Genomic DNA, 25,730 nt, shown 5'->3' on the forward strand with positions numbered 1-25,730 from the left:
TGATCCTGCTTACTGCGATGCTGCGGCGGCCTTCTTTGCGTGATGCTTGTGGCTGTGCTTCTTGTAAGCAGGCCGCGGCTTGTTGTTCGGATATTGCGCTTCGGCGAACGACACGCTCGGTGCGAAGATAGCGGCGACCGCCAACAGGGCAACAGCTTTCTTGAGAGACATTTTCATCAGGAACTCGCAGAGAAGAAAGGCTTGGAAATGCGCGGCGGCGAGGCCTTCGCCGCATGCGCGGTGAGCACTGTAGAGACTGCGAAGCGGAGTGTAACTTGGGGAAAACATCAGCGCTCGTTAAAACAACAATGGCGTTGTTTTTTGCGGGACTGCCACGGAATTTGCACGCTTCCGGCGCACGTTTAGCGGTATTTCGTTAAACTCGATGAAAGCTCGCGCGCGCAGCCACCTGTGGATTGCAATCGATACCGTCAGGAAAATCCATAGACGAGCGACTGGGAAACCGGCGAACCATCCCTCCATCAGTCCTTACCTTGTTTCCCTGCACTGCGGAAACGCTCAGTTGTTTTCTTGCAGCTGGCCGCGCAACGAGCCACAGCGCTAGTCGCCCAGCAACGTCTGTACGCCCTGCGCAAATTCATCGAGTAAGACGGGCTTGCGCAATACGATGGCGTCCTCGGGTAGCGTCGCCTTGACGGCATCGATATCGTCGTAGCCGGTCATGAACATCACCGGCAGACGCGGATGCGTTTCCGCGAGAATGCGCGCGAGCAAGCCGCCGTTCAAGCCCTGCATGGCCTGATCGGTCACAACGACATCGGGCGGCGAACGATCGATCGCCTGCAGCGCCGCAATGCCGCCGCTCACCGCTTCGACATCGTAGTTCGCGTCGCGCAGCAGTTCAGATAACGCTTCGCGCACGTTGGCTTCGTCATCGACCAGAATGATGCGCACGCGCTTTCGCAGCGCGACCGGGCTCGCCGATTCGCATTCGCCGTCAGCATCGCCCGCTTCCTGAACGGCCGTTCGCAGATACAGCGAGACGGTCGTGCCCGCGCCCGGTTCCGTGCCGATACGCGCGATCCCGCCCGCTTTGAGCGCCACGCCATACACCTGCGAAAGCCCGAGCCCCGTGCCCTTGCCTTCGGGCTTGGTCGAGAAGAAAGGCTCGAACGCGCGCCGGGCGACTTCGGGCGGCATGCCGGGGCCGGTATCCGACACGCGCAGCTCCACGTAATTGCCATTCGCGAGATCAGGGTCGCCCTCGGCTTCGAAGACACGTGTGGCGACTTCTATTCGCCCGCGTCCTTGCATTGCGTCCCGTGCGTTGATGACGAGATTGAGCAGCGCCGCTTCGAGTTGCGTCGCGTTGGTCAGCACGCGAACGCCTTCGGAGCGAAGCTGAAACGCAAGCTGGGTTTCGGGCCCGAGCACGCGCGCCAGCAGTTCCTTCATGCCGTGCACCGAACGCGTGACGCACAGCGACTCCAGTTCGACCGATTCCTGCCGGGAAAACGTCAGCAATTGCCTGATGAGCGCCGCGCCATGCGTGACCGCCTGCAGACCGTTGGCGCTCCAACGGCGCACCTGATCCGCATCGTGCGCGCGATGCTCGACGAGTTGCAGACACGTGCTGATGGTCTGCAGGAGATTGTTGAAGTCGTGCGCAATGCCGCCCGTCAACTGCCCGACCGAACCCACGCGCTGATTCTGCTTGAACGTTTCGTGCGCGGCGTCGTCATCGGCGAGTGCGTCGGTGATCTTGCGCTGCAGTTCGCGTTTCTCCTCGCCGCGCTGAATGCCCATGCGCCGCAGCTTCAGCATGATGGCAGCCTGACGCGCGAGCGATTCGAGCGCCGTGCATTGTTCCTGACTCAAGGCACGCGGCTCGCGGTCGATCACGCAGACGGTGCCGAGCGCGTGACCGTCGTCCGTGACGATAGGCGCGCCCGCATAAAAGCGGATATGCGGCTCTCCGAGCACGAGCGGGTTGTCCCTGAAACGCGGATCGAGCGTCGCGTCCTCGATCACCAGCAGCGAGGTGGGTTCCAGAATGGCATGCGCGCAGAACGCCTGATCGCGCGGGGTCTCGCGTGCGCCGAGACCGATGCACGCCTTGAACCATTGCCGGTCGCGGTCGATCAGCGAAACGAGCGCGATAGGCGACTGGCAGATCGTCGCGGCCAGCGTGGCGATGTCGTCGAAAGCGGGTTCGGGCAACGAATCGAGTACGTCGAAGCTTCGCAGCGTATAGAGACGTTCCGCTTCGGTGGCGGGCACGGCCGCGCCACTGTGCGTTGATTTGGGCATGAGTACGAGGGCAGAACGGGTAGCGAAAGGCGCTGACCGATCATGGAACCTGATCGTGCGCAGTCGCTCAGTGTACGCTGGTTCGCCGTGCGTTATCGGACAGGCTCAAGTCCGTGCAAGCGCGCTGCGCTTCGCTGGTTTGCGCCGTTTGCGCGCACCCGGCACGACGCCGATGCGCGGATCGCGAGCGAGTACGAGTTCCGAAAGCCGACGCGCCGTGTCTTCGAACGCCGGATCGTCCTGCGGCACGTAAAGCCATTTTCCGAGCACGGGATGTGGCTGCAAAGCCGGAATGTCTTCGATGAGCGCTGCATGATGCTCTTGCGAGGTGCATACGAGCACGCCATTCCAGGGCTTGTCGCGGTCGGCGGCCACGAGACACATCAGTCCATCGATATACGCGGCGTCGGAACCGAACATGCGCTTTTGAATGAACGTGTCATCGCTCTCGAGCGGCTCGAAAACCCATAGCAGCGAATTACGAACGGTGGAGGGCATGATGGCGGTCGCGAGCCTTGACGGGCTCCATGTTACAACTCGAAGCGGTCGCGGGTCGTCACGTAATCGCTTGCGCCGAAGCGCCCGACCGGAAAGTAATGCTGTAAGCGCACGCGCCAGGTGTCGAGGTCGATGAGCTCGTCGCGTGCGTGCAGCATCAATACCTTGCCGATGAAGATGTGCCGGCTCGCGGTTTCCAGCGTTTCCCACAGCACGCATTCGAACGCGACGGGCGCCTCGGCGATGCGCGGCGGCTTCACGCGCAGGGACGGCAGCGCGGTGAAACCAACCGCGTCGAGTTCGCTGACATCGGCGGCGAAGCGTTCGCCGCAGCGATGCATCTGCTCGGCGATGGCTTCATCGGCGAGATGGACGACGAATTCCTTCTCGCGCGGCACGTTCGCGGCTGTGTCTTTCAACGTGCCATCCGCGAGCCGGTTGATGCTGATCATCACGATGGGCGGTTCTTCGCCGAGCATGTTGAACATCGAGAAAGGCGCGGCATTCACGGTGCCATCCGCACCGAGCGTGGTCACGAGCGCAATGGGCCGTGGCACGATGAGGCTCGCCATCAGCTTGTAGCGCTGGTATTCGGTGATGGCCTCGAAGTCGATTTCCATGTCATTGCACCTTTTCAATGCCGAGCAGATGCGCAAGGCTCTTGGTGCCCGGCATCCGTGTGGTTTCTATACGCGCTTCGAGTCCCTGCAGATGCGCGCTCATATGCGCCGCCGCGCCTTTTGCGTCGCGTCGTTCGAGGCAATCGAGAATGGCGGTGTGTTCGTCGTGCTCGCATGGCGCGTTGCCCGCCGGTTCATAGACGCCAACGATAAGCGAGCAGCGCGAGACGAGTTCGTTCAGATACTGCAGCAGGATGGCATTGCCCGCGAGCGCCGCGATACGCAGATGAAACTCGCTTGCGAGGCGTGCCCATGACGGTTGATCGAAGCGGTGCATCGCTTCGTGTTCCTGGTTGAGTTGCTCGCGCAAGGCGGCAATGTCCGCGCTGCTCGCGCGCTCCACCGCGAGTTCGACGAGCGCGCGTTCCACCGAGCGGCGTGCTTCGAACACCTCGCGCGTTTCCTCGCGCGTCGGTTGTGCGATCACCGCGCCCTTGTTGGGCCGCAACACCACGATGCCGTCGTACGCGAGCTTTTCGAGCGCGCGCCGGACCACTGCGCGGCCCACGCCGAAGAGCTCGCACAGTTCCGGCTCGGGCAGCTTGGTGCCGGGCGCGAGACGCCGGCTCAGCACACCGTCGAAGATGCTTCGATAGATGCGCATATCGGCGGCATCGGCTTGATCACGCATGCGCGGCGAGCTCATGCGGCGCGCGCGGCCGTGCTCGCCGCCTGTTCCATGTGCCGCGCGATTGCGCCGGGCGTGGTGAGCCAGATGTCGTTGCGCGCCGCCGCGATATGCGCGAGCGCGCGCCGTAAATGACGCAAGCGATACGGTTGCCCGACGATATACGGATGCAGCGCAATCCCCATGACGAGGCCCTGCGGCGTGCTCGCGCGTTGAGTCTGTTCGAGCATTTCATCGAACTGGTCGACGATCATGTCGGTGAACGCGCACATGTCGAGATGCCGCGCCATGATCATCGGCAGATCGTTCAGCTCTTGCGGATAAGGCACGGACCACAGCGCGCCGTGACGTGTTTTCATGCGCACGGGCCGGTCGTCGTGACACCAGTTGAGCGTGTAGCCGTAACCCGTTTCGGCAAGAAGGTCCGGCGTGTGATGCGTCTCCGAGATCCACGGCGATAGCCATCCTTGCGGCATCACGCCCGACTCCGCAAGGATGCGTTCGCGACAGTGCGCGAGCAGTGCGCGCTCGCCGGCTTCGTCGAAATCGCTCTGACGCTCGGCGTTCGTGTGACCGTGCGCGATGAGTTCATCGCCCCGCGCCACACATGCTTCGATCAGCTCGGGGCAATGATCGTAAAGCGACGTGTTGATGAGCGTGCCCGCGGGCATGTCGAGCGCATCGAACAATTCAATGCAACGCCACGCGCCCACGCGATTCCCGTACTCGCGCCAACTATGGTTGAGGACATCCGGTTGCGGCGATAGTGGTCCGAGCGCGGCCCCCAGTCCTTCGCCGAACGCAAAGTGTTCGAGGTTGAAGCCGAGATAAACCGCGAGACGCGCGCCGTTCGGCCAGCAATACGGCTCGCCATGATGAATCGCTTGATAGTCGAAACGGCCGTGCGATCGGAGTACATCGGGATTGAAGTCGCTCATTGTCGATGAATGCATGAACCGGTTTGGTTACGTCGTGCCCCAAGGCGGACCTGTTGCGCACCGCGAACGTACACGCCTCGCGTCGCGACGTGCCGACGATCGAGGCTTGCGATCGTGTGCAATATGCGAGCCAACGTGTCGACACGCATGCTGCGCTACGCGTTGCATGCGATGAAGCCGAACCACGACAGCAAATGGCATATGTCTTGCAATGGCTTCGCGCTGCAAGCCATTTCCCGTCAGCGCGTTCATAAGGACAAGCCTTCATGGTTCAGCCGGCATCAACCGTGGTTCACGCGACAGCCGCCGATATCGAACTCGTTCACGTGACGAAGCGCTATGCGGATTCCGTCGCCGTCGATGCGATCGACCTGCGCATTCCCGGCGGCGCGTACTGTTGCCTGCTCGGTCCTTCGGGATGCGGCAAGACATCGACCTTGCGCATGATCGCGGGGCACGAGTGGATTTCCGAAGGCGATGTGCTGATCGGCGGGCGCAACGTCACGCGCGAACAGCCGGCCGCACGCGGCACCGCGATGGTCTTTCAAAGCTACGCGCTCTTTCCGCATCTGTCCGCGCTCGATAACGTCGCCTTCAGCCTCAAGATGCGCGGCGTCGCGAAGGAAGCACGCAGAAAGCGCGCGGGCGAACTGCTCGAACTCGTCGCCATGTCGCCCTACGCGAACCGCAAGCCCGCGCAGCTTTCCGGCGGGCAGCAGCAGCGTGTGGCACTCGCGCGCGCCTTGCTCAATGAACCACGCTGTCTTTTGCTCGACGAACCGCTCTCCGCGCTCGATCCTTTCCTGCGCGTGCAGATGCGCGCCGAACTCAAGCGCTGGCAGAAAGAACTGGGCATCACTTTCGTGCACGTCACGCACTCGCAGGAAGAAGCAATGGCGCTCGCCGATCTCGTCGTCGTGATGAGTCACGGTCATATCGAACAAAGCGGCACGCCGTTCGAAGTCTTCAACCGGCCGCGCACCGAATTCGTCGCGCGCTTTCTCGGCGGCCATAACGTGCTCGGTTCGAAGGGCGGGCTTTTCACGGTGCGTGCGGATCATCTGCGGATCGCGCCGCAGGGCACGACGCCCGGCACGAGCGCGGGCGAGGGAGGACTGAGCCGTATCGGCGGACTCGCATGCACGGTGCGCGAGGCCGAGTATCAAGGCACGCATGTGCGCATGACGCTCGTGCCGCTCGACGGTTCCCCGGAACTCGTTTCTATCGTCAGCGATGCCGACTACGACGCCGAGCGCCTCGGCCCCGATGCGCGCGTGACTGTCTGGTGGGATCAACGCAACGCGCATCCGCTCGCGGCGTGATGCGCGCTTGAGCCAAACACATCAAAACCCGAAACGAGGAGGAAGGCTATGAGCAATGACAATGCACGTCCGCAAGCGACTCAGGAAATCAAAGAGACCAAAGAGGAACTGGAAAGCCGCGGCCGCACGCGCCGCACTTTCATCAAGGGCGCCGTGGCGGCGGCGGGCATTGCCGGGTTCCCTTACGTGCATGCACAAGAGAAGATCACCTTGCGCTATCTCGGCACGGCGGTCAACCAGAGCGCGGACATTGCGAAGAAGTTCAAGGAAGACACGGGCATCGAGATTCAATACATTCCGGTGACGACCGATGACGTCACCAAGCGCATCATCACGCAGCCCAACTCGTTCGATATCGTCGATACCGAATACTTTTCGCTCAAGAAGCTGATTCCGGCGGGCACGCTGGCCGGCATGGATGCGAAGCGCATCAAGCTCGCGGACAAGATCACGCCGGTGCTCACGAAGGGCGAAGTGAACGGCAAGAAGATTGGCGATCAGGGCACGGCCCCGAAGAAAGTGATGTTCTTGAAGGGCGCGCGCTCGACGGAGTTCTCCGCGACGCCTACCGAATGGATGACGCTCATTCCCACGACGTATAACGCGGATACGCTCGGCATTCGCCCGGACCTCATCAAGCGTCCCGTCAACACTTGGGCCGACTTGTTGAATCCGCAATTCAAGGGCAAGGCGGCGCTGCTCAACATTCCGGCTATCGGCATCATGGATGCGGCAATGGCCATCGAAGCGATGGGTCAGGTCAAGTACGGCGACAAAGGCAACATGACCAAGGCCGAGATCGATCAGACCATCAAGGTGCTGATCGAAGCGAAGCGCGCAGGTCAGTTCCGCGCCTTCTGGCGCGACTTCAACGAAAGCGTGAACCTGATGGCATCGGGCGAAGTGGTCATTCAGTCGATGTGGTCGCCCGCGGTCACGAAGGTGCGCACCATGGGTATCGCCTGCACGTTTCAGCCGCTGAAGGAAGGTTATCGCTCGTGGGCGTCGGGCTTCGGCTTTCCGCGTTCGCTGCAAGGCAAGAAACTCGATGCGGCCTATGAGTTCGTCAACTGGTTCCAGGACGGCTGGGCGGGCGCCTATCTAATGCGCCAGGGTTATTACCCCGGCGTGACGGAGACGGCCAAGACGCACATGCAGGCTTACGAGTGGGACTACTGGATGGAAGGCAAGCCCGCGACGCAGGACATCAAGGCACCCGATGGCCAGTTGCTCGAAAAGACCGGCGCGGTGCGCGACGGTGGCTCGTACACGCAGCGCATGGGCGCCATCGCATGCTGGAACGCGGTGATGGACGAGAACATCTACATGGTGCAGAAGTGGAACGAGTTCATCGCCGCCTGATGTTCACGTGAGGTTCACATGATGCACACAAGGAGCATTTGCTGATGGCATCCGTCGAGTATCTGTCGCAAGCGAAGGAAGCGCCGAAGCGTCATCGGCGCGTGAGCGCATGGTTGCAGGCCACGCCGCTCACACTCACCTTCGTGCTGTTCTTCATCGTGCCGCTCGTGATCACGTTGATCGTAAGCTTCTGGGATTTTAACGAATATCAGATCATCCCGGCGTTCACGCTCAAGAACTATGTGGCGATCTTCGACGGTTGCAGCTCCTTCACCGATGTCTGCGTGACCTTCAAGACATATTGGTCGACGCTCAAGTTCTGCGCAATGGTATGGGCCGTGACGCTCGTGCTCGGTTTCTCCATTGCGTACTTCCTCGCGTTTCACGTGCGCACCACGGCCATGCAGACCATTCTCTTTTTGCTCTGCACGATTCCGTTCTGGACGTCCAACGTCATCCGCATGATCTCGTGGATTCCGCTGCTCGGCCGTAACGGGCTCGTGAATCAGGCGCTGATCAACGCGCATCTCATCGATCAACCGCTGGAATGGCTGCTGTACTCGAACTTTTCGGTGGTGCTCGCGTTCGTGCATCTGTTCACGTTCTTCATGATCGTGCCGATCTTCAACGCGATGATGCGTATCGACAAGTCGCTCTTGGAAGCCGCGCGCGATGGCGGGGCGAGCGGCTGGCAGGTGATCCGCGATGTCGTGTTGCCGCTCTCGAAGACCGGAATCGTCATTGGCTCGATCTTCGTCATCACCATCGTGATGGGCGACTTTCTCACAGTGGGCGTAATGGGTGGACAGCAGATTGCGTCGGTGGGCAAGATCATTCAGGTGCAGACGGGCTATCTGCAATTTCCCGCCGCGGCGGCCAACGCGATCATTTTGCTGGCCGTCGTGCTGATGATCGTGTGGGCGCTCACGCGTGTGGTCGATATCAGGAAGGAGCTTTGACATGGCCAGCGGCATTGCGGGATTGAAGAAACATCGGGAGCACCGGCCCGCCAGCTTTTACTGGCTCGCGTTGCTGTTCGGCTTGTTCGTGCTATTCCTGTATGGACCGGTCATCACCATTTTCATTCTCTCGTTTCAAGGTCCCGAAGGCGGTCTGACCTTTCCCATGCGCGGCGTCTCGCTGCACTGGTTCGAGCAGTTGCGTCAGGGTGTGGGCGATATCGATATCTGGGCTTCGTTCGGCCGCTCCGTGAAGCTCGCGCTCGCGGTCACGGTGCTGACCGTGCTGTTCTCGGTCACGGCGGGTCTCGCCTTCAGAAGGCGTTTTCGTGGCGATACGGCCGTGTTCTACGTGTCGGTGGCGAGTCTCATCATGCCGTCGATCATTGTGTCGCTCGGTATCGGCCTCACGTTTCGTCTGCTCGACAACGTGATCAAGTATCTGGCGAACGAGTGGGGCTTTACTTCTTTCGCGGATTCGTGGACCACGTCGATGGGCCTCTTCACCTCCGCGCTCGGCGCACATCTGACGTGGACGCTGCCGTTCGGTTTGCTCGTGATGTTCGCTGTCTTCAATCGCTTCAATCCGGCTTACGAGGAAGCGGCGCGCGATCTGGGCGCATCGCCGTGGCAGAGCTTCAGGAATGTAGTGTTGCCGATCATCGGGCCATCTGTCATTGGCGTGGGAATGTTCGGCTTCACGCTGTCATGGGATGAAATCGCGCGGACGTCGCAGGCTATCGGCGAGCAGAATACGTTGCCGCTCGAATTGCAGGGCCTGACGACATCGGTGACCACGCCGGTCATCTATGCGCTCGGGACCATGACCACGCTGATGTCGCTGGCGGTCATGGTCGGCGGCTTGTTGATCGTGAGGGCGGTGACCAGGCGCCGGACTTCGAAGTAGGCGCCAGCGCTTTCCTCACGTGCGATCAAATGCAATCAAGTGCGATCACCTATGATCGTGCTCCCAGCGGCCGTCGTTCCAGCCGTTGTCGTCGTCATGACCGGTATGAGCGGCGCGCCAGTGGTTGCCGCCCTTGCACACGAGTTGCGATCCGTTTGCGCTGCATGACGCTTCATAGCCCGGCGAATAGAGAAACTCGCCGACCCAATGCGGATTCACGTTGGTGTTGCCGGGGTTGTACGCGACGAAGTTCGCTGCGTCGTCCGTGCTGCCCGAGCCCGTGTAGCGCGCTGCCAGCGGATACGGAAACACCGGACGCGTGCGCGTGGTCTGCCCGGTCGTATCGACGAGCGATGCCACGATCTTGCCCGGCTTCGCGCCCGTTTCAACCCACGCCATGGCGGGCGTCAGCATGTCGAAGGTGCTGGGACCGTCGCCGCCGCCGCAGTGCGCAACGCCCGGGAACAGATACAGCTTCGCGAACTTCTCGACGCGCTCGTCGCCCATGTATTCCTTCATCTTCGCGTAGTACTGCAGCGTCGATTGCGGCGAGATGTGCTGGTCTTCCAGGCCGTGCCAGAGAATCAGCTTGCCGCCGCGTCGATGAAAGTCACTCAGATCGGGATCGGTTGCAGCAAGATAGTTCGACGTCTGCACGGTCTTCCAGAACGATTCGACAGTGAACTTCAGATCGCTGAACGCGGCGTTCGGGCGCGAGTCGTTGAAGTAGTCGAGGTATGCCAGGAACGGCATCACGAAGTTGATGCTGCCGCTAGGTCCGGCGTCCGTCGCGGGCACGAAGAGCGACCATTGCAATTCCGAACCCCATTCACGCGCGATCGGCTGTTCGAGATGACGGCCATACTGATCCGTCGCGCCATCGTGAATCTTGCGCACCACCGCAGCTTGCGCGGGCGTGAGACACGTGGCGTCGGGCTGCCCCTTCGCACACACGAGACTCGCGGGATCGAAATGACAAGCCTGCGGATTGTCGATGATGCCGTCCGTCACGCCGTCCTGACCGTCGCACGACTTCAGCACGGCGGCGTGGATCATCGGCAACTTGTCGGCGAGCAGAATGTACTTGCCCGTCTTCTCGTCGATGTTGACCGCCGCCGCCCAGCCGTGGTGGAACGTGTTCTGCACGATCAGATCGTTGGCCGGCGCGCCCGCGACGATGCCGTCGAAGTCGTCGGGATAGCGTTGCGCTTCCATCAGCGCTTCGCGTCCGCCGTCTGAGCAGCCGTCGAAATACGAGTACTTCGGAGCGCGCGCATAAAACTTGTTGATGATCGCCTTGGATACCTGCGCCGTGGCGTGCTCCGCGCGATAAGCAAAATCGATCTTGGCTTTCGGATCCAGCGCCCATGCGCCATCGTTGCCGCCTTCGTGGCCCATGTCGGTGGCGGAGATGGCGATCTGGCCGTTCGTGACCGGCACGCAGGTCGATGCCATCGGCGCGCTGATCGAGAGATTGCCGCACAGACCGCCGCATCCCGTTTGCAGATAGCGCTGCGTCCAGCCTTGCGTCGGCAAGCGCAATTCAAAGAGCGATGCGCCAGGGCCTATGGTTCCCTTGATATCGCACACTTCGGAAGGCAGTCCGGGTCCAGCCGTCGCGCCTGGAGGCATGCCGGGGTTGCTGATGACCGTTCCTTTTGCAAGGACCGTTGCCGAGGTGATGGTGACGGTACCATCGGTGACGCCGCTTAGATCGAGCGTGGCGACTGCCGCGCAGTTCATCGCGGGAAGGATCGAGGGGAGGTCGGCTAGACCGCTTGAATTGGCCGCCATTGCTTGAGGCGCCATGATTACGCATGTCGTCAAAAGAGCAAGCCACGCATAAAGCGTGCGGATGCATCGTCTGAGTAGGGCGGGGTTGCTGCAGAGTAATCGCATCATCGTCTCCTGAGGTCGTCGGGTCACTTTCCAGCGAGTACGGAGGATGACGAAAGAGTTTCGCGATAGGGAGAGGGCGTATACCCGGCAACCCTGCTTAATCGGCGCTCTAAAGCGTCAACGTTTGCGGCGCCCGCATGCTGCACCAAGGCGGAGCGGACATACCGCGCTTCCGGTGGCCGATAAACAAAACAGATAGCCAGGCAAATGATACGCAAGGAAAGCGTCCTTCATGCCGTACGCGGCTTCACCGAGACGCTTCGCCTGACTCATGCTAAAACGCTTCGAAGGCATCGAATCTGTTTATCGGGCACCGCATGGTCTTGCTGCGCAACGCCGCGCCAAATCACGCTGACGTGCATTTTCCGGCCCATGGGCATGGTTTACCCATCCTTTGCGTTATCAAACACAGGGACTAGCTTGCGTCATCACCTGATAACCATTCCGGAGAAGCGTCCATGAGTAGCAACCTGCATCCGAGCGGCAGTCAGTTTCCGAACGGCATTGCAACGCCCAGGCCCACGAGCGTGTCGTCGGCCATACGCGCCGGTGTAGCCGGTGGTCTCGCGGGCGCCGTCGTCATCTGGATCTACGAAGCATTGATCTGGGTAGGCGTACAGCATCTGATGCCCCTCGCGGGCATTCCGCGTAACGCGACCGGGCTGGTCTTCGGGAAAGCGTTTCAGGAAGCGAGCGGCATTTGGGCGTATGTGATTGGCACGGGTATTCACTTCGTGTTCGCCATTGCTTGGGGCATTCTCTTCGCACTCGTCTGGCCGTACTTTCGCCGACGCGGCTACGAGGCGACGTTCATCGCATTGTTCTATGCCGTGCTCGCGTGGATAGTGATGCATGTCGCCATCATGATCGCTTCGGACAATCACCCGAATTACTATGATCCGACTGTCGTCATCGGCGGATTCATGTCGCATATCTTCTTCACGGTGCCGCTCGCGCTTATCGTAAAGCGCAAGATGGAAGTGCGTTAGGCATTTAGCCTATCGATCGGTCCGCAACGGCTTGCCTCGTTCGAGGCGCATGAGCCGTTCGCGGATTGAGTCTCGCTGTTACCTGTTTCAAATTCCCTTATTGCAGCGCGAAAGCAGACGGCATGGCAGAAGACGCATGCCGCGTTTCTTCAATCTCGCGCAGAAGTCGACTTTCTCGTCACTTCGCGGTGAAAGCTCACATTTGGTTCGCAGCCGAGAAATGAGTAAACGGTTTCCTTTTTGTTTCGGAAACTCCGATTCCATGCAAAACCATTCCTTGATCGTGCCGGGTAATCCCCTATCAGGTCGTTGGATAAAAGTTTGACAGCATCGGCTTACAAAGCCTAAATTTGGAAAACGTTTTCCGATGAAGTTCGCTGACTCAAGCTCGGGGCTTCATTCAAATTATTTTTAATCTTCACCGATTCCGATGAAAAATTTCGGAAGGCCAAATAACGTCCGGTGTCGATCAAGCGCTCAAAGGACGCGCAAAAGAAACCCCCCGCACTACCCACATTCATAACTAAAGACGGAGACAACATGAATCGAAACAGGCAAATCACGCGTGCGTTCGCGCTCGGCACGCTCTCGGCGCTCGTCCTCGCTGCATGCGGTGGCCATGACTCATCGGATGGTTCCACGCCGCCGCCCGCCGCTGTGGCGGCTAATTCGCTTCAAGCCGTGGTCTACGGCGCGAACGACACGAGCGTGCCCGCCGGCGCCGGCGTCCCCATCACGATGATGGGCCAGATGCGCGCGCTCTTCGACCTCATCCGCAAGTCGCCGGATTTCACTCAGGTCGTGATGGATGTGGGCGATGGCAGCCCCGTGCACGTACTCGATACCAACACGGGCGACAAGTTCTTGCCGGGCAAGCTGGCGCTTGGTCTGTCTTACATCCTCATCGACATGAAGAAGAAGGGCGACCCCAAGTACGCCGACTATCTCGCAACCTATCAGAAGATAACCACGGCGATGATGGCGCAGTCCGCGAGCGGCGACTACGTCTACGCGAACACGTCCTGGGGCGAGTATTACTATCTCGTCGCCCTCAACAATTTGAAGGCGAACGGCATGCTGAACGAAGTCTTTAGCGATGCCATGCTCAACACGTTGCAAGGCCGCCTCACGTTCTGCGACATGTTCGGCCCCGATGCAAGCGGCAAGGACAATACGTGCCCGGCTGGCGGCGCGTCTATCGACGTGGCTTCGCTCAACACGGCGCAGAATTACTACGCGGTGTCATATGGCATTGCCGGGCTGAGACAGAAGCTCGGCTGGAGTAATCCGGGCTTCGTCTCCACTTCGGACCCGGCGGTTGCGACCATGGGCGCGCGCGATGCGCTGCTCTACACGTTAACCAAGCATATCCGCAATGATTCGTCGGGCGGCTTCTCGGATGAGGCATCGAACACGCATACGACCTACTACGATCAAGCGCGCTTCGACCGCTACAGCACGCTGCTTATCGCGGAGACGGTCGAGCGCAGTCTCGAGATGGGCAACGAAGCGAATTTGACGCCTGAATTGAAGGGCTATTTGCGCAAGTCGATCGATCTGATTCTGCCGCAGATCAATCCGGACGGGCAGGGCTTCAACTACGGCCGCTCGATCGGACCTTACGGCGATTCCGCTTTCATGGAGATTCTCACGGCCGCAGCCAACGCGGGCGTGCTGAGTGCCAAGGAGATGCAGGTCGCCTACACGTTCATCTACAAGGCAGCGCTGCGCTTCGACACCTTTTGGTACGACCCGAACCTGCCGACGCCGTCCGTGAACATGTGGGTGAAGGGGCGCGGCACGGACACATATCGCGGCAAGCCTCGCGTGATGGGCGAAAACTTCAGCCTGCTGCATCAGTACATGTACGTCAACGCGTGGTGGAGCAAGCTCGGCTTCGGCGGCCAAGCCCCCATGAGCGACAGCGATTTCAAATCATGGCGCGATGCATTGCCTCATTACACGCTGACGTACTACAACTTGCCGAGCGACAGCGCGCATCCGTATAACGCGGCGCTGCTGACGGTGCGTGATGGCGAGCGTGTGATCAACCTGAATCTGAGTCAGGCGCCGGACTACAACTCGTATTCGCCGTACTATCCGGTGCCGTTCTCCGACAAGCTCATCTACGGCACGACCGACCTGGGTTACGCCTTGCTGATTCCGCAAGTGACGTACAACGGCAAGACATACATTCCGGTGACGTACTACAAGAATCTGAGCGTGCAGGAGAGCAACGGTCAGGTGACCGTTTCCTTCGATACGACGAAATTCCGTCAAGCGACCAAGAACGCGGCGTACACGACCGATATCGACCTGCAAGCGCACACGGTGCTGACTTTCGCGCATGGCACGATCACGCGTACGGACACATTGAGTTCGGCCACCCTTGCGGCGCCGCTCGCGGTGGAAACGGACTTTACCTCGTTCGCGGACTTTCAAAGCACGGCGGCGGGCGCGAACGGTAACTCGGTCACCTACGCCAATAGCGCCGCGACGAGCTATGCCACGAGCGGCTTCGATGCTTGCGCGCTGTCGAATTTCGATGTCGCGAACGGTGTCACCAATCCGCTGTCGACTACGCCTGTCGGCCAGTTGCACTCGAACTTCGCATGCAAGGCGAATGCGTTCTCTCTTGCGGGTGGCGCGCAACGCAACTTTAGCTGGACCTTGAAGTACGCGGACCCGAACTGATCCTCGTGCAAGGCAAAGCGGGCTCCTCTTGCAAAAGGAGCCCGCTTCTTTTTATTCGACGTGCGCGGCAAATCCGGTCTGTCCCGCAGCATGCTCGTCTCGCAAGGTCAACTGCGGAATGCGGTAGTCGCCATGATTCTGCCGTCTATAAGCAATCGGCGCGTTGTCCCAGAGGGTGTCTAGCCGTTCTCCGAGCGCATCGCGCGTGGCCCCGAAACGCGTTTCATCCATCTTGCTCGTGCGATACACCACGAACGGTGGCACCACGTCGAAGCCCGGATAGAACAGCATCCCGTGCTGGATCGGGAAGAGGATATCGTCCATCGGGCCGTTGATGCCGCGCGCGTCGTAATGCGATTCCCAACCGCCGGTCGTCACGATGATCATCGCGCGTTTGCCCGACATCATGCCTTCGCCATAACGATCGCCCCAGTGCGTGTCCGAGTGTTCGCCCACGCCGTAAGCGAAGCCATAGGCATAGACGCGCTCGAACCAGCCTTTCATGATGGCGGGCATGGAGAACCACCACATCGGGAATTGCAGGATCAATGCGTCGGCCCAGCGCAGCTTGTCCTGTTCGATTTCGATGTCGTGGCTTTGCAAGCCGTTTGCGAACGCGTGTTTCGAATCGAGACTGGGATGAAACGGCGCGTCGGTGTTGCGCTCGCGCACGTCGTTCGCGTCGAGCGTCGTTTTCCAGTTCATCTCATACAGGTTCGACACCTGCACCGTGTGGCCGTTATCGCGCAGGCGCTGCACGGCAAAGTCGTTGAGCGCGCCGTTCAGCGAGCGGCGTTCGGGGTGGGCATAGACGATCAGCACATTCATGGCTGCAACTCTCCTGGTTCGTATGACCGCCAGACTAGTGCGGATGAAGGTATATTGGAAATGAATAGTCAATATGCCAGGCATTACGATGAATAATATTCTCCGCAGACTCGATCTCAATCTGCTCGTGACGCTCGACGCGCTGCTCGCCGAACACAACGTCACGCGCGCGGCCGAACGGCTGAACTTCTCGCAGCCTTCGGTGAGCGTGCATCTGGCGAAACTGCGCGATATCTTCGGCGATCCGCTATTGCTGCCCGGCCCGCGCGGCATGCGTCCGACTGCGCGCGCCGAGGGTTTGCGCGAGCCATTGCGCGAAGCGCTTGCAGCACTTGCGCGCGCGGTGTCGCCGGAGCAGGCATTCGAGCCGGCGAGCGCGGAGCTTACGTGGCGTATAGCCGCAACCGATTACAGCGAGTCCACCGTGCTCATGCCGGCGATAAACGGCTTGCGGCTGGCCGCACCGCGGACGCGCATTGCCGTGCTCGAAGCCACGCCGCCGCGTCTCGCGCGACAAGCCGAACGCGGCGAGATCGATCTTGCGTTTCATATCACCGAAGGCGCGCCACCGGGTCTGCATCGGCAGGCGCTTTTTACCGAACGCTATGTGCTTGTGGCGAGGAAGGGTCATCCGCGTCTCAAGCGCAAACCCAGCCTCAAGCAGTTCTGTGCGCTCGAACATGTGATCGTGTCGCCGGACGGCGGAGGCTTCTTCGGTCCGACCGATGAAGCGCTCGCGGCACTCGGCGTCGCGCGTCGCGTCGTGCTGTCCGCGCCGCATTTTCTCTTCGTGCGCTCGCTGATTGCATCGACCGATCTCGTGGGCATGCTGCCATTGCGGCTAGTCGAGCACGATGCGGCGCTGCACGTGGTGGACGCGCCAATCGAAGTGTCCGGCTATGAAATGTCGATGTTCTGGCACGAGCGCGTGCATCGCGATCCGGCGCATCGGTGGTTGCGAGACTTCATCGCCGGATCGGTATGACGCGCGATTGCTAAGACGTGAACTGCGAGCGCAGCGACTTGCGGATGATCTTGCCAGTCGCCGTCATCGGCAATTCGGAGACGAAGCGCACCTCGCGCGGATATTCATGCGCCGCAAGCCGCGTGCGGACGTGCTGCTGCAGTTCGAGCACGAGGGCATCGCCCGGTTCGAAGCCGTCGTTGAGCACGACGACCGCGCAGACGATCTCCGTGCGCCGTTCATCCGCCACGCCGATGACCGCCGCGAAGCGCACGGCGGGATGCCTCAAAAGACAGTCCTCGATCGGTCCCGGCCCAATGCGATAACCCGCGCTCGTGATGACATCGTCGTCGCGACCGATGAAGCGAAAGAAGCCCTCCGCGTCGAGCATGCCGAGGTCGCCCGTCAACAGATAGTCGCCGCGAAACTTCTGCGCGGTCGCGGCCTCGTCGCGCCAGTAGCCGAGAAACATCACGGGATCGGGCGCGGCAATGGCGATTTTGCCGGGCGTGCCCAAAGGCTGCGGCATACCCGAATCGTCGACGACAGCCACGCGGTGCCCCGGCACCGCGCGCCCGATCACGCCGTTGCGCGGTTCGAACCATCTGGCGCACGAGGAGAGCACCACGTTGCATTCAGTCTGCCCGTAGAATTCGTTGATGGTGACGCCAAGCGTTGCGCGGCCCCACGACAGCAACTCCTCGCCGAGCGATTCACCGCCGCTCGCCACCGAACGCAACGCGAGCGCCGGCGCTTTCGCTTGCGGCGTCGCGCGCATCATCTTGAGCGCGGTCGGCGGCAGGAACGTGTGGCTCACGCCATGCCGTTCGAGCAGATCGAACGCGGCGTGGCCATCGAACTTGTCGAAGCGCCGCGCGAGTACCGGCACGCCGTGATGCCACGAAGGCAAGAGCACATCGAAGAGGCCGCCGATCCACGCCCAGTCCGCGGGCGTCCACATGAGCGTCGCGTCGAGCGGGAAGCACTGCTGCGACATCTCCACGCCCGGCAGATGCCCAAGGAGCACGCGATGTCCGTGCAATGCGCCTTTCGGTTTGCCCGTGGTGCCAGACGTATAGATGATGACGGCGGGATCGTCCGCGGAAGTATCGACGAGAGTGTCTTCTTCCGATGCCGCTTCGAGCGCGGGCCAGAACGTAGCGTCGCTGCCATCGGTCGCGAAGACGTGGCGCAACTCCGGCAGCGATGCGCGAATCGACGCGATCTTCGCCGCGCCTTCGGCGTCCGTCACGACGGCGGCGGCCCCGGAATGCGCGAGCCGGAACTCGATTGCATCGATACCGAAGAGCGCGAAGAGCGGCACGGCAATGCATCCCATGCGATAGGCCGCGAGATGCGCGATCGCCGCTTCGACCGATTGCCGCACGAAGATGGCCACGCGCTCGCCGCGCTGCACGCCGCGTTCGGCGAGCGCATTGGCGAAGCGGTTGGAGAGGCGTTGCAGGTCGTCGAAGGTATAGCGTTGCTGCGAGAGATCGTTCGATTCGACGATCAGCGCGAGCCGGTTCGAGCCGTCCGCCCATTTGTCGCACACGTCTTGCGCGATGTTATAGCGCGCGGGGATGCGCCAGGTGAAGGCGGCATCGACTGCTTCGTAAGTGTCTCCTGACGGCAGCATGGTTTCTTGTGGTGGGTGAGGGTTCCTCGATCATACGCGTTGCAGCGTCTGCTCCTTCACTTCGTGGTCGCGCTCGGGCGTAATCTGCTCCCAGGTGCTATGCACATGCCGCCTCAGGAATTCCCCCAGCCGCGCGCCATCGCGCGCGTTGAGCAATTGCACGATGATCTCGTGTTCATCGATAGCGGTATGCCACGTCTCCGACGTCACGCTACCCTGAAAGCGATAGCGATAAAGCTGCCGGTTGAGCCGCTCGTGCACTTGCGTGAGCGTGGCGTTCTTGGCCGCCACGATGATGTTCGCGTGGATCGCCTGATTGAGCCGGAAGTAATTCATGCGGTCGCGCCGCTCGTAAGCCGCGTGCATCTCGTGATGGAGCGCGCGAATCTCGGCGATCTCCGCATCCGTCGCTAAACGACACGCCTGTTCGCCGCCAAACGCCTCGATTGCGCCCAACACGTCGAGCTTCTCGCGGATTTCCGCCGCGCTCAGGTCCGCCACGACCGCGCCGCGCTTAGGCAGCACGACGACGAGGCCGTCGCCCGCCAGTTCCTTGAGCGCCTCGCGCAACGGCGTGCGCGAGACCGTCAGCCGTTCGGCGAGCGTGCGCTCGCGCAGGCGCTCGCCGGGCTTAAGTTCGTCGGTCGCGATCATCGTGCGCAAGCGTTGCGCAATCTGCATGGAGAGCAGCGAATCCGGCTCGTCGGCGCTGTCGAAGCCTTCATGCTCGTCGTCTGAATCCTTCATTTTTGCTTGTTCCCTCGTCGCGGCGACATCCTCGGCCACTCTGGTATGCCACTTTACCAGCGAACGCGTCATCCGAGATTTGCGGCCGACAATCGCCCCGTCTAGGTGCGATCCCGCACTTGACGGTGCACGACGATAGAACTAAATTTCGGTATACCAGAATTAGACAGAGCGCAGAACGTCGTCCGACGCCTGCGAAATTCATAAGAACGCGACTTGGAGACCTGCATGCCAATCGACCGAAAACACCGTTGAATAAGGGTTTCTTGCCGATGCCCGTGTAGTTCGTCCGTGTTTTCGGCAAATAACTCCATCGTTCGGGCTCCGCATTTGTCCGGTATACCACAATGAAAACCTCGTCGACACCGGCGGGGCGCCACGCTTTTCGAGCCGCACTACTTCATGTCGCCTTCGCTCTATACGTTGATCGCGCCCGTTATCGCGATTCTTCTGCTGGTACTGCTGATCACGAAGGTCAAGCTTCACCCGTTTCTCGCGCTCATTCTCACGGCCGGCTTTCTGGGCTGCGCGGCCGGACTCGCGCCTACCGCCGTCATCAAGAGCTTCGAAAAAGGCTTTGGCGGCATTCTCAGTTCCGTGGGGCTCGTGGTCGGACTAGGCACCATGCTCGGCGGCTTGCTGCTCGAATCGGGCGGCGCGGATCGCATCGCCAATGCGTTCATCGGACTCGGTTCTAAGCGCTGGATTCCGGCGGCCATTTGCGCGGCGTCGCTGCTCATCGGCTTGCCGCATCTGTTCGATGTGAGCTTCGTGATGCTCGTCCCGCTCGTCTACGCCATCGCGCATCGCACGAAAAGTCCGCTGATGGCCGTCGGCATTCCGATGGCCGCCGGCCTCTACGTCTCGCACGGTCTCTTGCCGCCGCATCCGTCGCCGACGCTCGCGCTTGCCGCGTTACATGCGGACGCGGGCCGCACGATCTTTTTCGGCCTGATCGTCGCCGTTCCGATGGCCATTCTCTCCGGCCCGCTCTTCACGGCCTTCGTCATGCGCTTTCTGCCGGTTACGCCAGGCGAGGGTCTTTATTCGCCCGCTGCCGCCGACGAGAAGAAAGCCGGCCGCGCCACGCCGCCGCTCGCGCTCGTGCTCATCACGGTCCTGTTGCCACCGGTCCTGATGATGATCCGCACGTTCGGCCGCAACTACGCGCCGACCGGCACGCCGATGCGCGAACTGCTCGAAACCGTGGGCGACCCTATCGTCTCGTTGCTGATTGCCGTGCTGTTCGCAATCTGGTCGCTCGGTGTCAAGAGCGGCCTCACGTTGCCGCAGATTCAAAAGCTCCTCGGCAAGAGCGTGGCGCCCGCTGCCGCCGTGATCCTGATCCTCGGCGCGGGTGGCGGCCTGAAAGAGATGCTGCTCGCCACGCATATCGGCGACGCCATCGCGCATTGGGCCACGCATTGGTCGATCTCGCCGCTCGTGCTCGGCTGGGCGGTCGCGGCGCTGATCCGTATCGCGATCGGCTCGGCGACGGTCGCAACCGTGACGGCGGCGGGCATCGTCGCGCCGATCGCGGCGGCCACGCCCGGCGTCAATCTCGAACTTCTGGTGCTCGCCGTGAGCTCGGGCGGACTGATGCTCTCGCATCTGAACGACTCGGGCTTCTGGCTTTTCAAGGAATATTTCCGCCTCTCGGTCGCCGATACGCTCAAGACCTGGACGCTGCTCGTCTCGTTTCAATCGCTCGTCGCGCTCGGCGTGATTCTCCTCATCAACTCGGTGATCGGCTAAACGTGCCGTTCACGTTCCCCACAAGATCAGGCCTTAAAGGACAGACATCGCCATGAACTACGAACATCTCTTCAAGTCGCTCGGCAGCCGCACGATCCGCATGGCGCTCGTCGGTCCGAAAGGCGGCTTCGGCCGCTCGCTGCTCGTGCAATGCCGCGCGTTGCCGGGCCTCGAGATCGCCGCGCTGTGCGATATCGATATCGAAGGCACGCTCGCCGCCCTGGCTTCGCTCGGCTTCGCGAACGATACTGCGCGCGTCTGCAACAACGCCGACGACGTGCGCGCCGCTCGCGCTGATGGCCGTATCGCGCTGGTGGGCGACCATCTGCTGTTGAAGAACGTGGAGCTCGATATCGTCGTGGAAGCGACGGGGCATCCTGAAGTGAGCGTGCAGATCGCCGAGAACGCATTGAAGCGCGGCGTGCACGTGGCGATGGCGACCAAGGAAACCGATTCGGTCGTGGGCCCGTATCTGAACCGGCTCGCGCTCGAAAACGGCGTGACGTACACCACGCCCGACGGCGATCAGCCGAGCAATCTGATCGGCCTCGTGACGTGGGCGCGCGTGCTCGGCTTCGAAGTGATCGTGGCTGGCAAGTCGAGCGAGTACGACTTCATCTACGATCCGGACGCGCATACCATCGACTATCTCGATCAACGCTACGAAGTCTCGCTCGATGCATGCTGGACGCCTGGCGACGATATCGCCGCGACGCTCGCCGCCCGTAGCAAGGCGCTCTCGATGCTGCCGCAAAGCGCGACGCCCGATTACTGCGAGATGAACGTCGTCGCCAATTCGACCGGCTTCGTGCCGGCTGCCGATGCGCTCAACTATCCGCTCGCGCGCTTGAATGAACTCGCCGATATCTTCGTGCCGAAGGAAGACGGCGGCATTCTAGAGCGCACCGGCGTGGTCGATGTCTTCAACTGCCTGCGTCGTCCGGACGATCTGAGCTTCGGTGGCGGCGTGTTCGTCATCGTGCGCTGCAAGGACGAGGAAACCTGGGAGTTGCTCAAGCAAAAGGGCCATGTGGTCGGCAAGAACGGCCGCTATGCATGCATCTACTTGCCGTATCACCTGATGGGTCTCGAAACGCCGATGAGCATTTTTTCGGCGGTGCTGCTCAATCAGCCGACTGGCAGCGCGGAGCAGTTGCCGCACGCGCAAATGGTGGCGCGTGCCGAACGCGACTTCAAGGCGGGCGAGACGCTTGCCATGGGCGGTCATCATCACACCATTCAGGGCGCGACGCCGTTGCTCATCGAACGCGCGAAGGCGGGTGTCGCGGCGCCGTTCTATCTCGCGGCCAACAAGCGTCTTCTCGCCGATGTAAAGCAGGGCGACCTCGTTCCGCTCGATGCGCTCGACTTGCAAGGCTCGGCGCTTTACGAAGCGTGGAAGCGCAATCCGTCGCTATAAACGGCCTGCGATACGACGAGGGCTTTCGACCCATACAGGAGGAGACATGCAAACCAATTTATCCGCGAGCGCCTCGGGCAGTTCGCTGCGCGCGCTTCTTTGCACCACCCGCTGGCGCATGGTGCTGTTGCTCTTCGTGCTCTATACGATCAACTGCATCGACCGCATGTCGCTGTCCATTGCAATGCCGACCATCGTGCGCGAGTTTCATCTCGCCGCGACGATGCAGGGGTTGATCCTCTCTGCGTTCTTCTGGACGTACAGCACGTTCCAGATTCCCGCTGGCTGGGCCGCCGACCGCTTCGGCGCACGCCGCATGATCGGCATCTCGGCGGTGCTGTGGGGCGGCTTCCAGTGTCTTGCCGCGTTCGCCATGAACGGCGTGACGCTGTTGCTTACGCGTATCGGTCTCGGCGTGTTCGAAGCGCCTTACATGCCCGCCGCGACGAAGCTCACGGCGGCGTGGCTGCCGCCCGCGGAACGGGCGCGCGGCGTGACACTCATCGATAGCGGCGCGCCGCTCGGCTCGGCGCTCGGTGGCTTGCTCATCAGCGCGCTGATCGGCTTCTCGGGATCGTGGCGTTCGGCGTTCCTGATCGTGGGAGCGGTGACGATCGTCTTCGGTCTCGTCGTCTATCGCATGCTGCGCGAGACGCCCGAGCGGCACGCGGGTATCGACCAGGCGGAAGTCGCGTATATCCGCGAGCAGAAGCTCGTTGCTGGCGAAGCCCCTAGCGCGAAGATGGCGCCGCTGTCACGCGGCATCATTTCGGCGATGGTAGTGGGCCGTGTCGGTTGGGCGATGGTGTTCTTCGGCCTCGTGACCTGGGGACCGAACTATTTGTCGGTCGGACGCGGGCTCGATATCCGCAGCATGGGCTTCGCGACCTTCATCATTTTTCTCGCGGGCGCGGTCGGCGAGATTCTGTCGGGCGTGACAGCCGACTGGTTGCAACGGCATTTCGCACGCAAGACGGCGTTCAAGATCCTCTTCGGCGTGTCGGGCGGCATGTCGCTTCTTTGTCTGCTGGCTTTGCCGTTCGTGGCGGATATCCGGTTCGCGGTCGCCGTGTTGTCGCTCGGCGTGTTCTTTCACTTGTGGGGCGGCCTGTACTGGCTCATTCCCGCGATGCTCGCACCGCGCGAGCAAGTCGGCCTCGTCGGCGGCGTGATGAACTTCGCGGGCACGGGCGGCGCGATCATCGTGCCTATCGTCGTGGGCGTGATCGTCGATATGACAGGCGGCTTCACGGCGGTCATCCTGTTCTTCGCGGCGGCGGCGTTCGCTTATCTCGTCGGCTCGCTCTTTATCGATTTCGGCCGCAACGATCCGGGAGCGCGCGCATGAACGAGGTGTACGAAGGGCCGATCATCGACGCGCATCAGCACTTCTGGGACCTCGAAGCGAATCGCTATCCGTGGCTCATGCCGGGCGTGCTGATCGAACATCGTTACGGCGACTACACGCCGATCAAAGAGACGTACCTGCCATCGGACTATCTGCGCGATGCGGCGGGGCATCGCGTGATCGGCAGCGTGTATGTCGAAGCCGAGTGGAACCCGGATGATCCGCTTGGCGAAACGCGCTATGTCCGCGAGCTTGCCGAAGAGACGGGTCGCCCCAACGCGATCGTGGCGCAAGCGTGGCTCGACCGCGCCGACGTGGACGACGTGTTGTCCGCGCAAGCCCGCGTGGCTCGCGTTCGCAGCGTGCGTCACAAGCCGGGCGCACCGGACAAGGATGGCCGCACGCTCATGTCCGACGAACGCTGGCGGCGCGGCTATGCCTTGCTCGAACGATACGGCCTGCACTTCGACTTGCAGGCGTCGTGGCGGCAACTGTCCGAAGCGGCACAGCTCGCCCGCGATTTTCCACACACCACGCTCATCGTCAATCATGCGGGCGTGCCCGGCGATAGATCGAACGCGACGCTTACGGGTTGGCGCGCGGCGCTGGAAGAACTCGCGCGTTTGCCGAACGTGGCCGTGAAGGTGTCGGGGCTGTGCGAGGCGGGCAAGCCGTGGAGCGTGGCCGCAAACCAGCCAGTGCTCGATACGCTTCATCAAGTCTTCGGCGCCGGGCGTCTCATGTTCGGCAGCAACTTCCCGGTGGATGGCATGTTCATCTCGCTCGACGGTCTGCTAAGCGGCTTTGCCGAACTGGCGCGCGCCTGGCCGCGCGCGGATCAAGAGGCTTTCTTTCACGATACGGCCGTGCGCATCTATCGCCCGGAAGGGCTTGACGACAACGCACGCGGCACTCACGCAAGGACATCGCGATGACCACCAACACGCTCGGCTTCGACCTGCCGATACTGGATGCGCATCATCACTTCTGGGACTTGTCGGACGGCGACTTTCCCTGGCTCACGAACGAGTACGACGACGCCTTCTTCCTCGGCGACTATCGCCGAATGTGTCAGGACTTTTTGCCGCCGCAGTATCGCCAGGCGACGGCCGGCTTCAACGTGATCGGCACCGTGCATGTGGAAGCGGAGCGTTCGCGCAAGCAACAAGTGCGCGAAACCGACTGGCTCACCGCGCTCAACGCGAAAACGGGATTACCCAGCGCGATCGTCGGCCATGTGTTCTTCGTGCAGCCCGATTGCGATGCGATTCTCGCAGGCCATGCAAACAGCCCGCTCGCGCGCGGTGTGCGCTCGAAGCCTGAAATCTCCAGCGGTCCGCATGAATCCGTTGCGGGCCAACCGGGCACGATGCAAGACGAAGCATGGCTTGCGGGTCTTGCTTTACTCGATAAGTACGGCTTCTCGTGGGACTTGCGCGTGCCGTATTGGCACTTGGAAGAAGCGGCGGAAGTGGCGCGTGCATTCCCGAAGACGCCTATCGTCACGAACCATCTCGGCTTGCCGCTCGATCGATCGGACGAAGGCGTCGCGATCTGGCGCTGTGGCATGGAGAAGCTCGCGGCGTGTCCGAACGTCTATCTGAAGGTATCGGAACTCGGCTTGCCGAACGGCACGTGGGACAGCGTGAGCAATCGCCGCGTGATTCGCGAGGCCGTCGATTTATTCGGCTACGAGCGTTCGATGTTCGCGAGCAATCTGCCGGTGGGTAACTTGTCGGCGAGCTTCACGGAGATCGTCGCCGATGTGCTCGGCGCCTTGCCGCAAGCCACCGAAACCGATTTACGCGCGTTGTTCGAAGGGACCGCGCGACGTTTCTATCGCGTCGAATAAAAACATGACCGCACGAAATCAAGGAGACTG

At 61.5% G+C, this 25,730-nt stretch carries 22 protein-coding genes; 12 read left to right on the forward strand and 10 right to left on the reverse strand.

Translation table 11 applies throughout. The features are described 5' to 3' along the window. Positions 1-9 precede the first annotated feature (9 nt). From NCT03_RS26585 to NCT03_RS26615, 6 genes are all read right to left on the reverse strand, one after another. Positions 10-177 (reverse strand): hypothetical protein, encoded by a 168-nt coding sequence (locus NCT03_RS26585; RefSeq protein WP_250469264.1) that lies wholly within the window; start codon positions 175-177, stop codon positions 10-12. A gap of 384 nt (positions 178-561) precedes the next feature. Next, positions 562-2,271 (reverse strand): ATP-binding protein, encoded by a 1,710-nt coding sequence (locus NCT03_RS33900; protein WP_284503467.1) that lies wholly within the window; start codon positions 2,269-2,271, stop codon positions 562-564. A 105-nt stretch (positions 2,272-2,376) separates the two neighbouring features. Beyond that, complete coding sequence (locus NCT03_RS26600) at positions 2,377-2,769, reverse strand: hypothetical protein (protein ID WP_250494516.1); 393 nt, start codon at positions 2,767-2,769, stop codon at positions 2,377-2,379. Positions 2,770-2,801: 32 nt separating this feature from the next. Beyond that, positions 2,802-3,389 carry a flavin reductase family protein gene (locus NCT03_RS26605; RefSeq protein ID WP_244830878.1) on the reverse strand — a complete coding sequence of 196 codons (588 nt, stop codon included), beginning with the start codon at positions 3,387-3,389 and terminating at the stop codon, positions 2,802-2,804. A gap of 1 nt (position 3,390) precedes the next feature. Next, positions 3,391-4,080 (reverse strand): GntR family transcriptional regulator, encoded by a 690-nt coding sequence (locus NCT03_RS26610; protein WP_250494517.1) that lies wholly within the window; start codon positions 4,078-4,080, stop codon positions 3,391-3,393. A gap of 11 nt (positions 4,081-4,091) precedes the next feature. Beyond that, a complete protein-coding gene (locus NCT03_RS26615) occupies positions 4,092-5,030 on the reverse strand; it encodes a polysaccharide deacetylase family protein (protein ID WP_250494518.1) in 939 nt (312 codons plus the stop codon). 251 nt (positions 5,031-5,281) lie between these two features. Between NCT03_RS26615 and NCT03_RS26620 the strand changes: the two genes are divergently transcribed. Genes NCT03_RS26620 through NCT03_RS26635 form a run of 4 tightly spaced genes read left to right on the forward strand, consistent with a single transcriptional unit; the run spans position 5,282 to position 9,565 of the window. Beyond that, the gene (locus tag NCT03_RS26620; RefSeq protein ID WP_244830875.1) at positions 5,282-6,337 is read left to right on the forward strand and encodes an ABC transporter ATP-binding protein; all 1,056 of its coding nucleotides are present in this window, start codon (positions 5,282-5,284) and stop codon (positions 6,335-6,337) included. 48 nt (positions 6,338-6,385) lie between these two features. Beyond that, positions 6,386-7,699 (forward strand): ABC transporter substrate-binding protein, encoded by a 1,314-nt coding sequence (locus NCT03_RS26625; RefSeq protein WP_244830874.1) that lies wholly within the window; start codon positions 6,386-6,388, stop codon positions 7,697-7,699. A 44-nt stretch (positions 7,700-7,743) separates the two neighbouring features. Continuing rightward, a complete protein-coding gene (locus NCT03_RS26630) occupies positions 7,744-8,658 on the forward strand; it encodes an ABC transporter permease (RefSeq protein WP_244830873.1) in 915 nt (304 codons plus the stop codon). Between the two features lies 1 nt (position 8,659). Next, positions 8,660-9,565: an ABC transporter permease gene (locus tag NCT03_RS26635; RefSeq protein ID WP_284503468.1), complete on the forward strand. Its 906-nt coding sequence runs from the start codon at positions 8,660-8,662 to the stop codon at positions 9,563-9,565. A 45-nt stretch (positions 9,566-9,610) separates the two neighbouring features. On the opposite strand, the gene NCT03_RS26640 is transcribed toward NCT03_RS26635, so the two are convergent. Further along, complete coding sequence (locus NCT03_RS26640) at positions 9,611-11,467, reverse strand: tannase/feruloyl esterase family alpha/beta hydrolase (protein WP_502800424.1); 1,857 nt, start codon at positions 11,465-11,467, stop codon at positions 9,611-9,613. 455 nt (positions 11,468-11,922) lie between these two features. Here NCT03_RS26640 and NCT03_RS26645 point away from each other — a divergent pair, with 455 nt between their 5' ends. Together NCT03_RS26645 and NCT03_RS26650 are read left to right on the forward strand one after the other, a co-directional pair. Continuing rightward, complete coding sequence (locus NCT03_RS26645) at positions 11,923-12,453, forward strand: hypothetical protein (protein ID WP_250494520.1); 531 nt, start codon at positions 11,923-11,925, stop codon at positions 12,451-12,453. A gap of 540 nt (positions 12,454-12,993) precedes the next feature. Continuing rightward, positions 12,994-15,147, forward strand: a complete 2,154-nt coding sequence (locus NCT03_RS26650; RefSeq protein WP_250494521.1) for a hypothetical protein — start codon at positions 12,994-12,996, stop codon at positions 15,145-15,147. 51 nt (positions 15,148-15,198) lie between these two features. On the opposite strand, the gene NCT03_RS26655 is transcribed toward NCT03_RS26650, so the two are convergent. Continuing rightward, positions 15,199-15,975 carry an NAD(P)H-dependent oxidoreductase gene (locus NCT03_RS26655; protein WP_250494522.1) on the reverse strand — a complete coding sequence of 259 codons (777 nt, stop codon included), beginning with the start codon at positions 15,973-15,975 and terminating at the stop codon, positions 15,199-15,201. Positions 15,976-16,063: 88 nt separating this feature from the next. Here NCT03_RS26655 and NCT03_RS26660 point away from each other — a divergent pair, with 88 nt between their 5' ends. Further along, a complete protein-coding gene (locus NCT03_RS26660) occupies positions 16,064-16,960 on the forward strand; it encodes a LysR family transcriptional regulator (RefSeq protein WP_250494523.1) in 897 nt (298 codons plus the stop codon). A 10-nt stretch (positions 16,961-16,970) separates the two neighbouring features. Here the strand turns inward: NCT03_RS26660 and NCT03_RS26665 are convergent, their stop codons facing one another. Both NCT03_RS26665 and NCT03_RS26670 read right to left on the reverse strand, forming a co-directional pair. Continuing rightward, entirely contained in the window at positions 16,971-18,578 is a 1,608-nt protein-coding gene (locus NCT03_RS26665) for an acyl-CoA synthetase (RefSeq protein ID WP_250494524.1), read from the reverse strand. A gap of 30 nt (positions 18,579-18,608) precedes the next feature. Further along, positions 18,609-19,325 carry a GntR family transcriptional regulator gene (locus NCT03_RS26670; protein ID WP_250494525.1) on the reverse strand — a complete coding sequence of 239 codons (717 nt, stop codon included), beginning with the start codon at positions 19,323-19,325 and terminating at the stop codon, positions 18,609-18,611. Positions 19,326-19,727: 402 nt separating this feature from the next. On the opposite strand from NCT03_RS26670, the gene NCT03_RS26675 reads away from it, so the two are divergent. The 5 genes from NCT03_RS26675 to NCT03_RS26695 are packed head-to-tail and all read left to right on the forward strand — an operon-like array spanning position 19,728 to position 25,700. Further along, positions 19,728-21,080, forward strand: a complete 1,353-nt coding sequence (locus tag NCT03_RS26675) for a GntT/GntP/DsdX family permease (protein WP_250494526.1) — start codon at positions 19,728-19,730, stop codon at positions 21,078-21,080. Positions 21,081-21,132: 52 nt separating this feature from the next. Next, positions 21,133-22,500: an NAD(P)H-dependent oxidoreductase gene (locus NCT03_RS26680; protein ID WP_250494527.1), complete on the forward strand. Its 1,368-nt coding sequence runs from the start codon at positions 21,133-21,135 to the stop codon at positions 22,498-22,500. Between the two features lie 46 nt (positions 22,501-22,546). Next, positions 22,547-23,848 carry an MFS transporter gene (locus tag NCT03_RS26685; RefSeq protein ID WP_244830864.1) on the forward strand — a complete coding sequence of 434 codons (1,302 nt, stop codon included), beginning with the start codon at positions 22,547-22,549 and terminating at the stop codon, positions 23,846-23,848. After that, positions 23,845-24,783 (forward strand): amidohydrolase family protein, encoded by a 939-nt coding sequence (locus NCT03_RS26690; RefSeq protein WP_250494528.1) that lies wholly within the window; start codon positions 23,845-23,847, stop codon positions 24,781-24,783. The genes NCT03_RS26685 and NCT03_RS26690 overlap by 4 nt, the downstream gene beginning before the upstream one ends. Next, positions 24,780-25,700 (forward strand): amidohydrolase family protein, encoded by a 921-nt coding sequence (locus tag NCT03_RS26695; RefSeq protein ID WP_250494529.1) that lies wholly within the window; start codon positions 24,780-24,782, stop codon positions 25,698-25,700. The genes NCT03_RS26690 and NCT03_RS26695 overlap by 4 nt, the downstream gene beginning before the upstream one ends. The last annotated feature ends 30 nt before the right edge of the window (positions 25,701-25,730 follow it).

Origin of the sequence: Caballeronia sp. GAWG1-1 (genome assembly GCF_023631465.1) — a bacterium.
Lineage (GTDB): Bacteria > Pseudomonadota > Gammaproteobacteria > Burkholderiales > Burkholderiaceae > Caballeronia.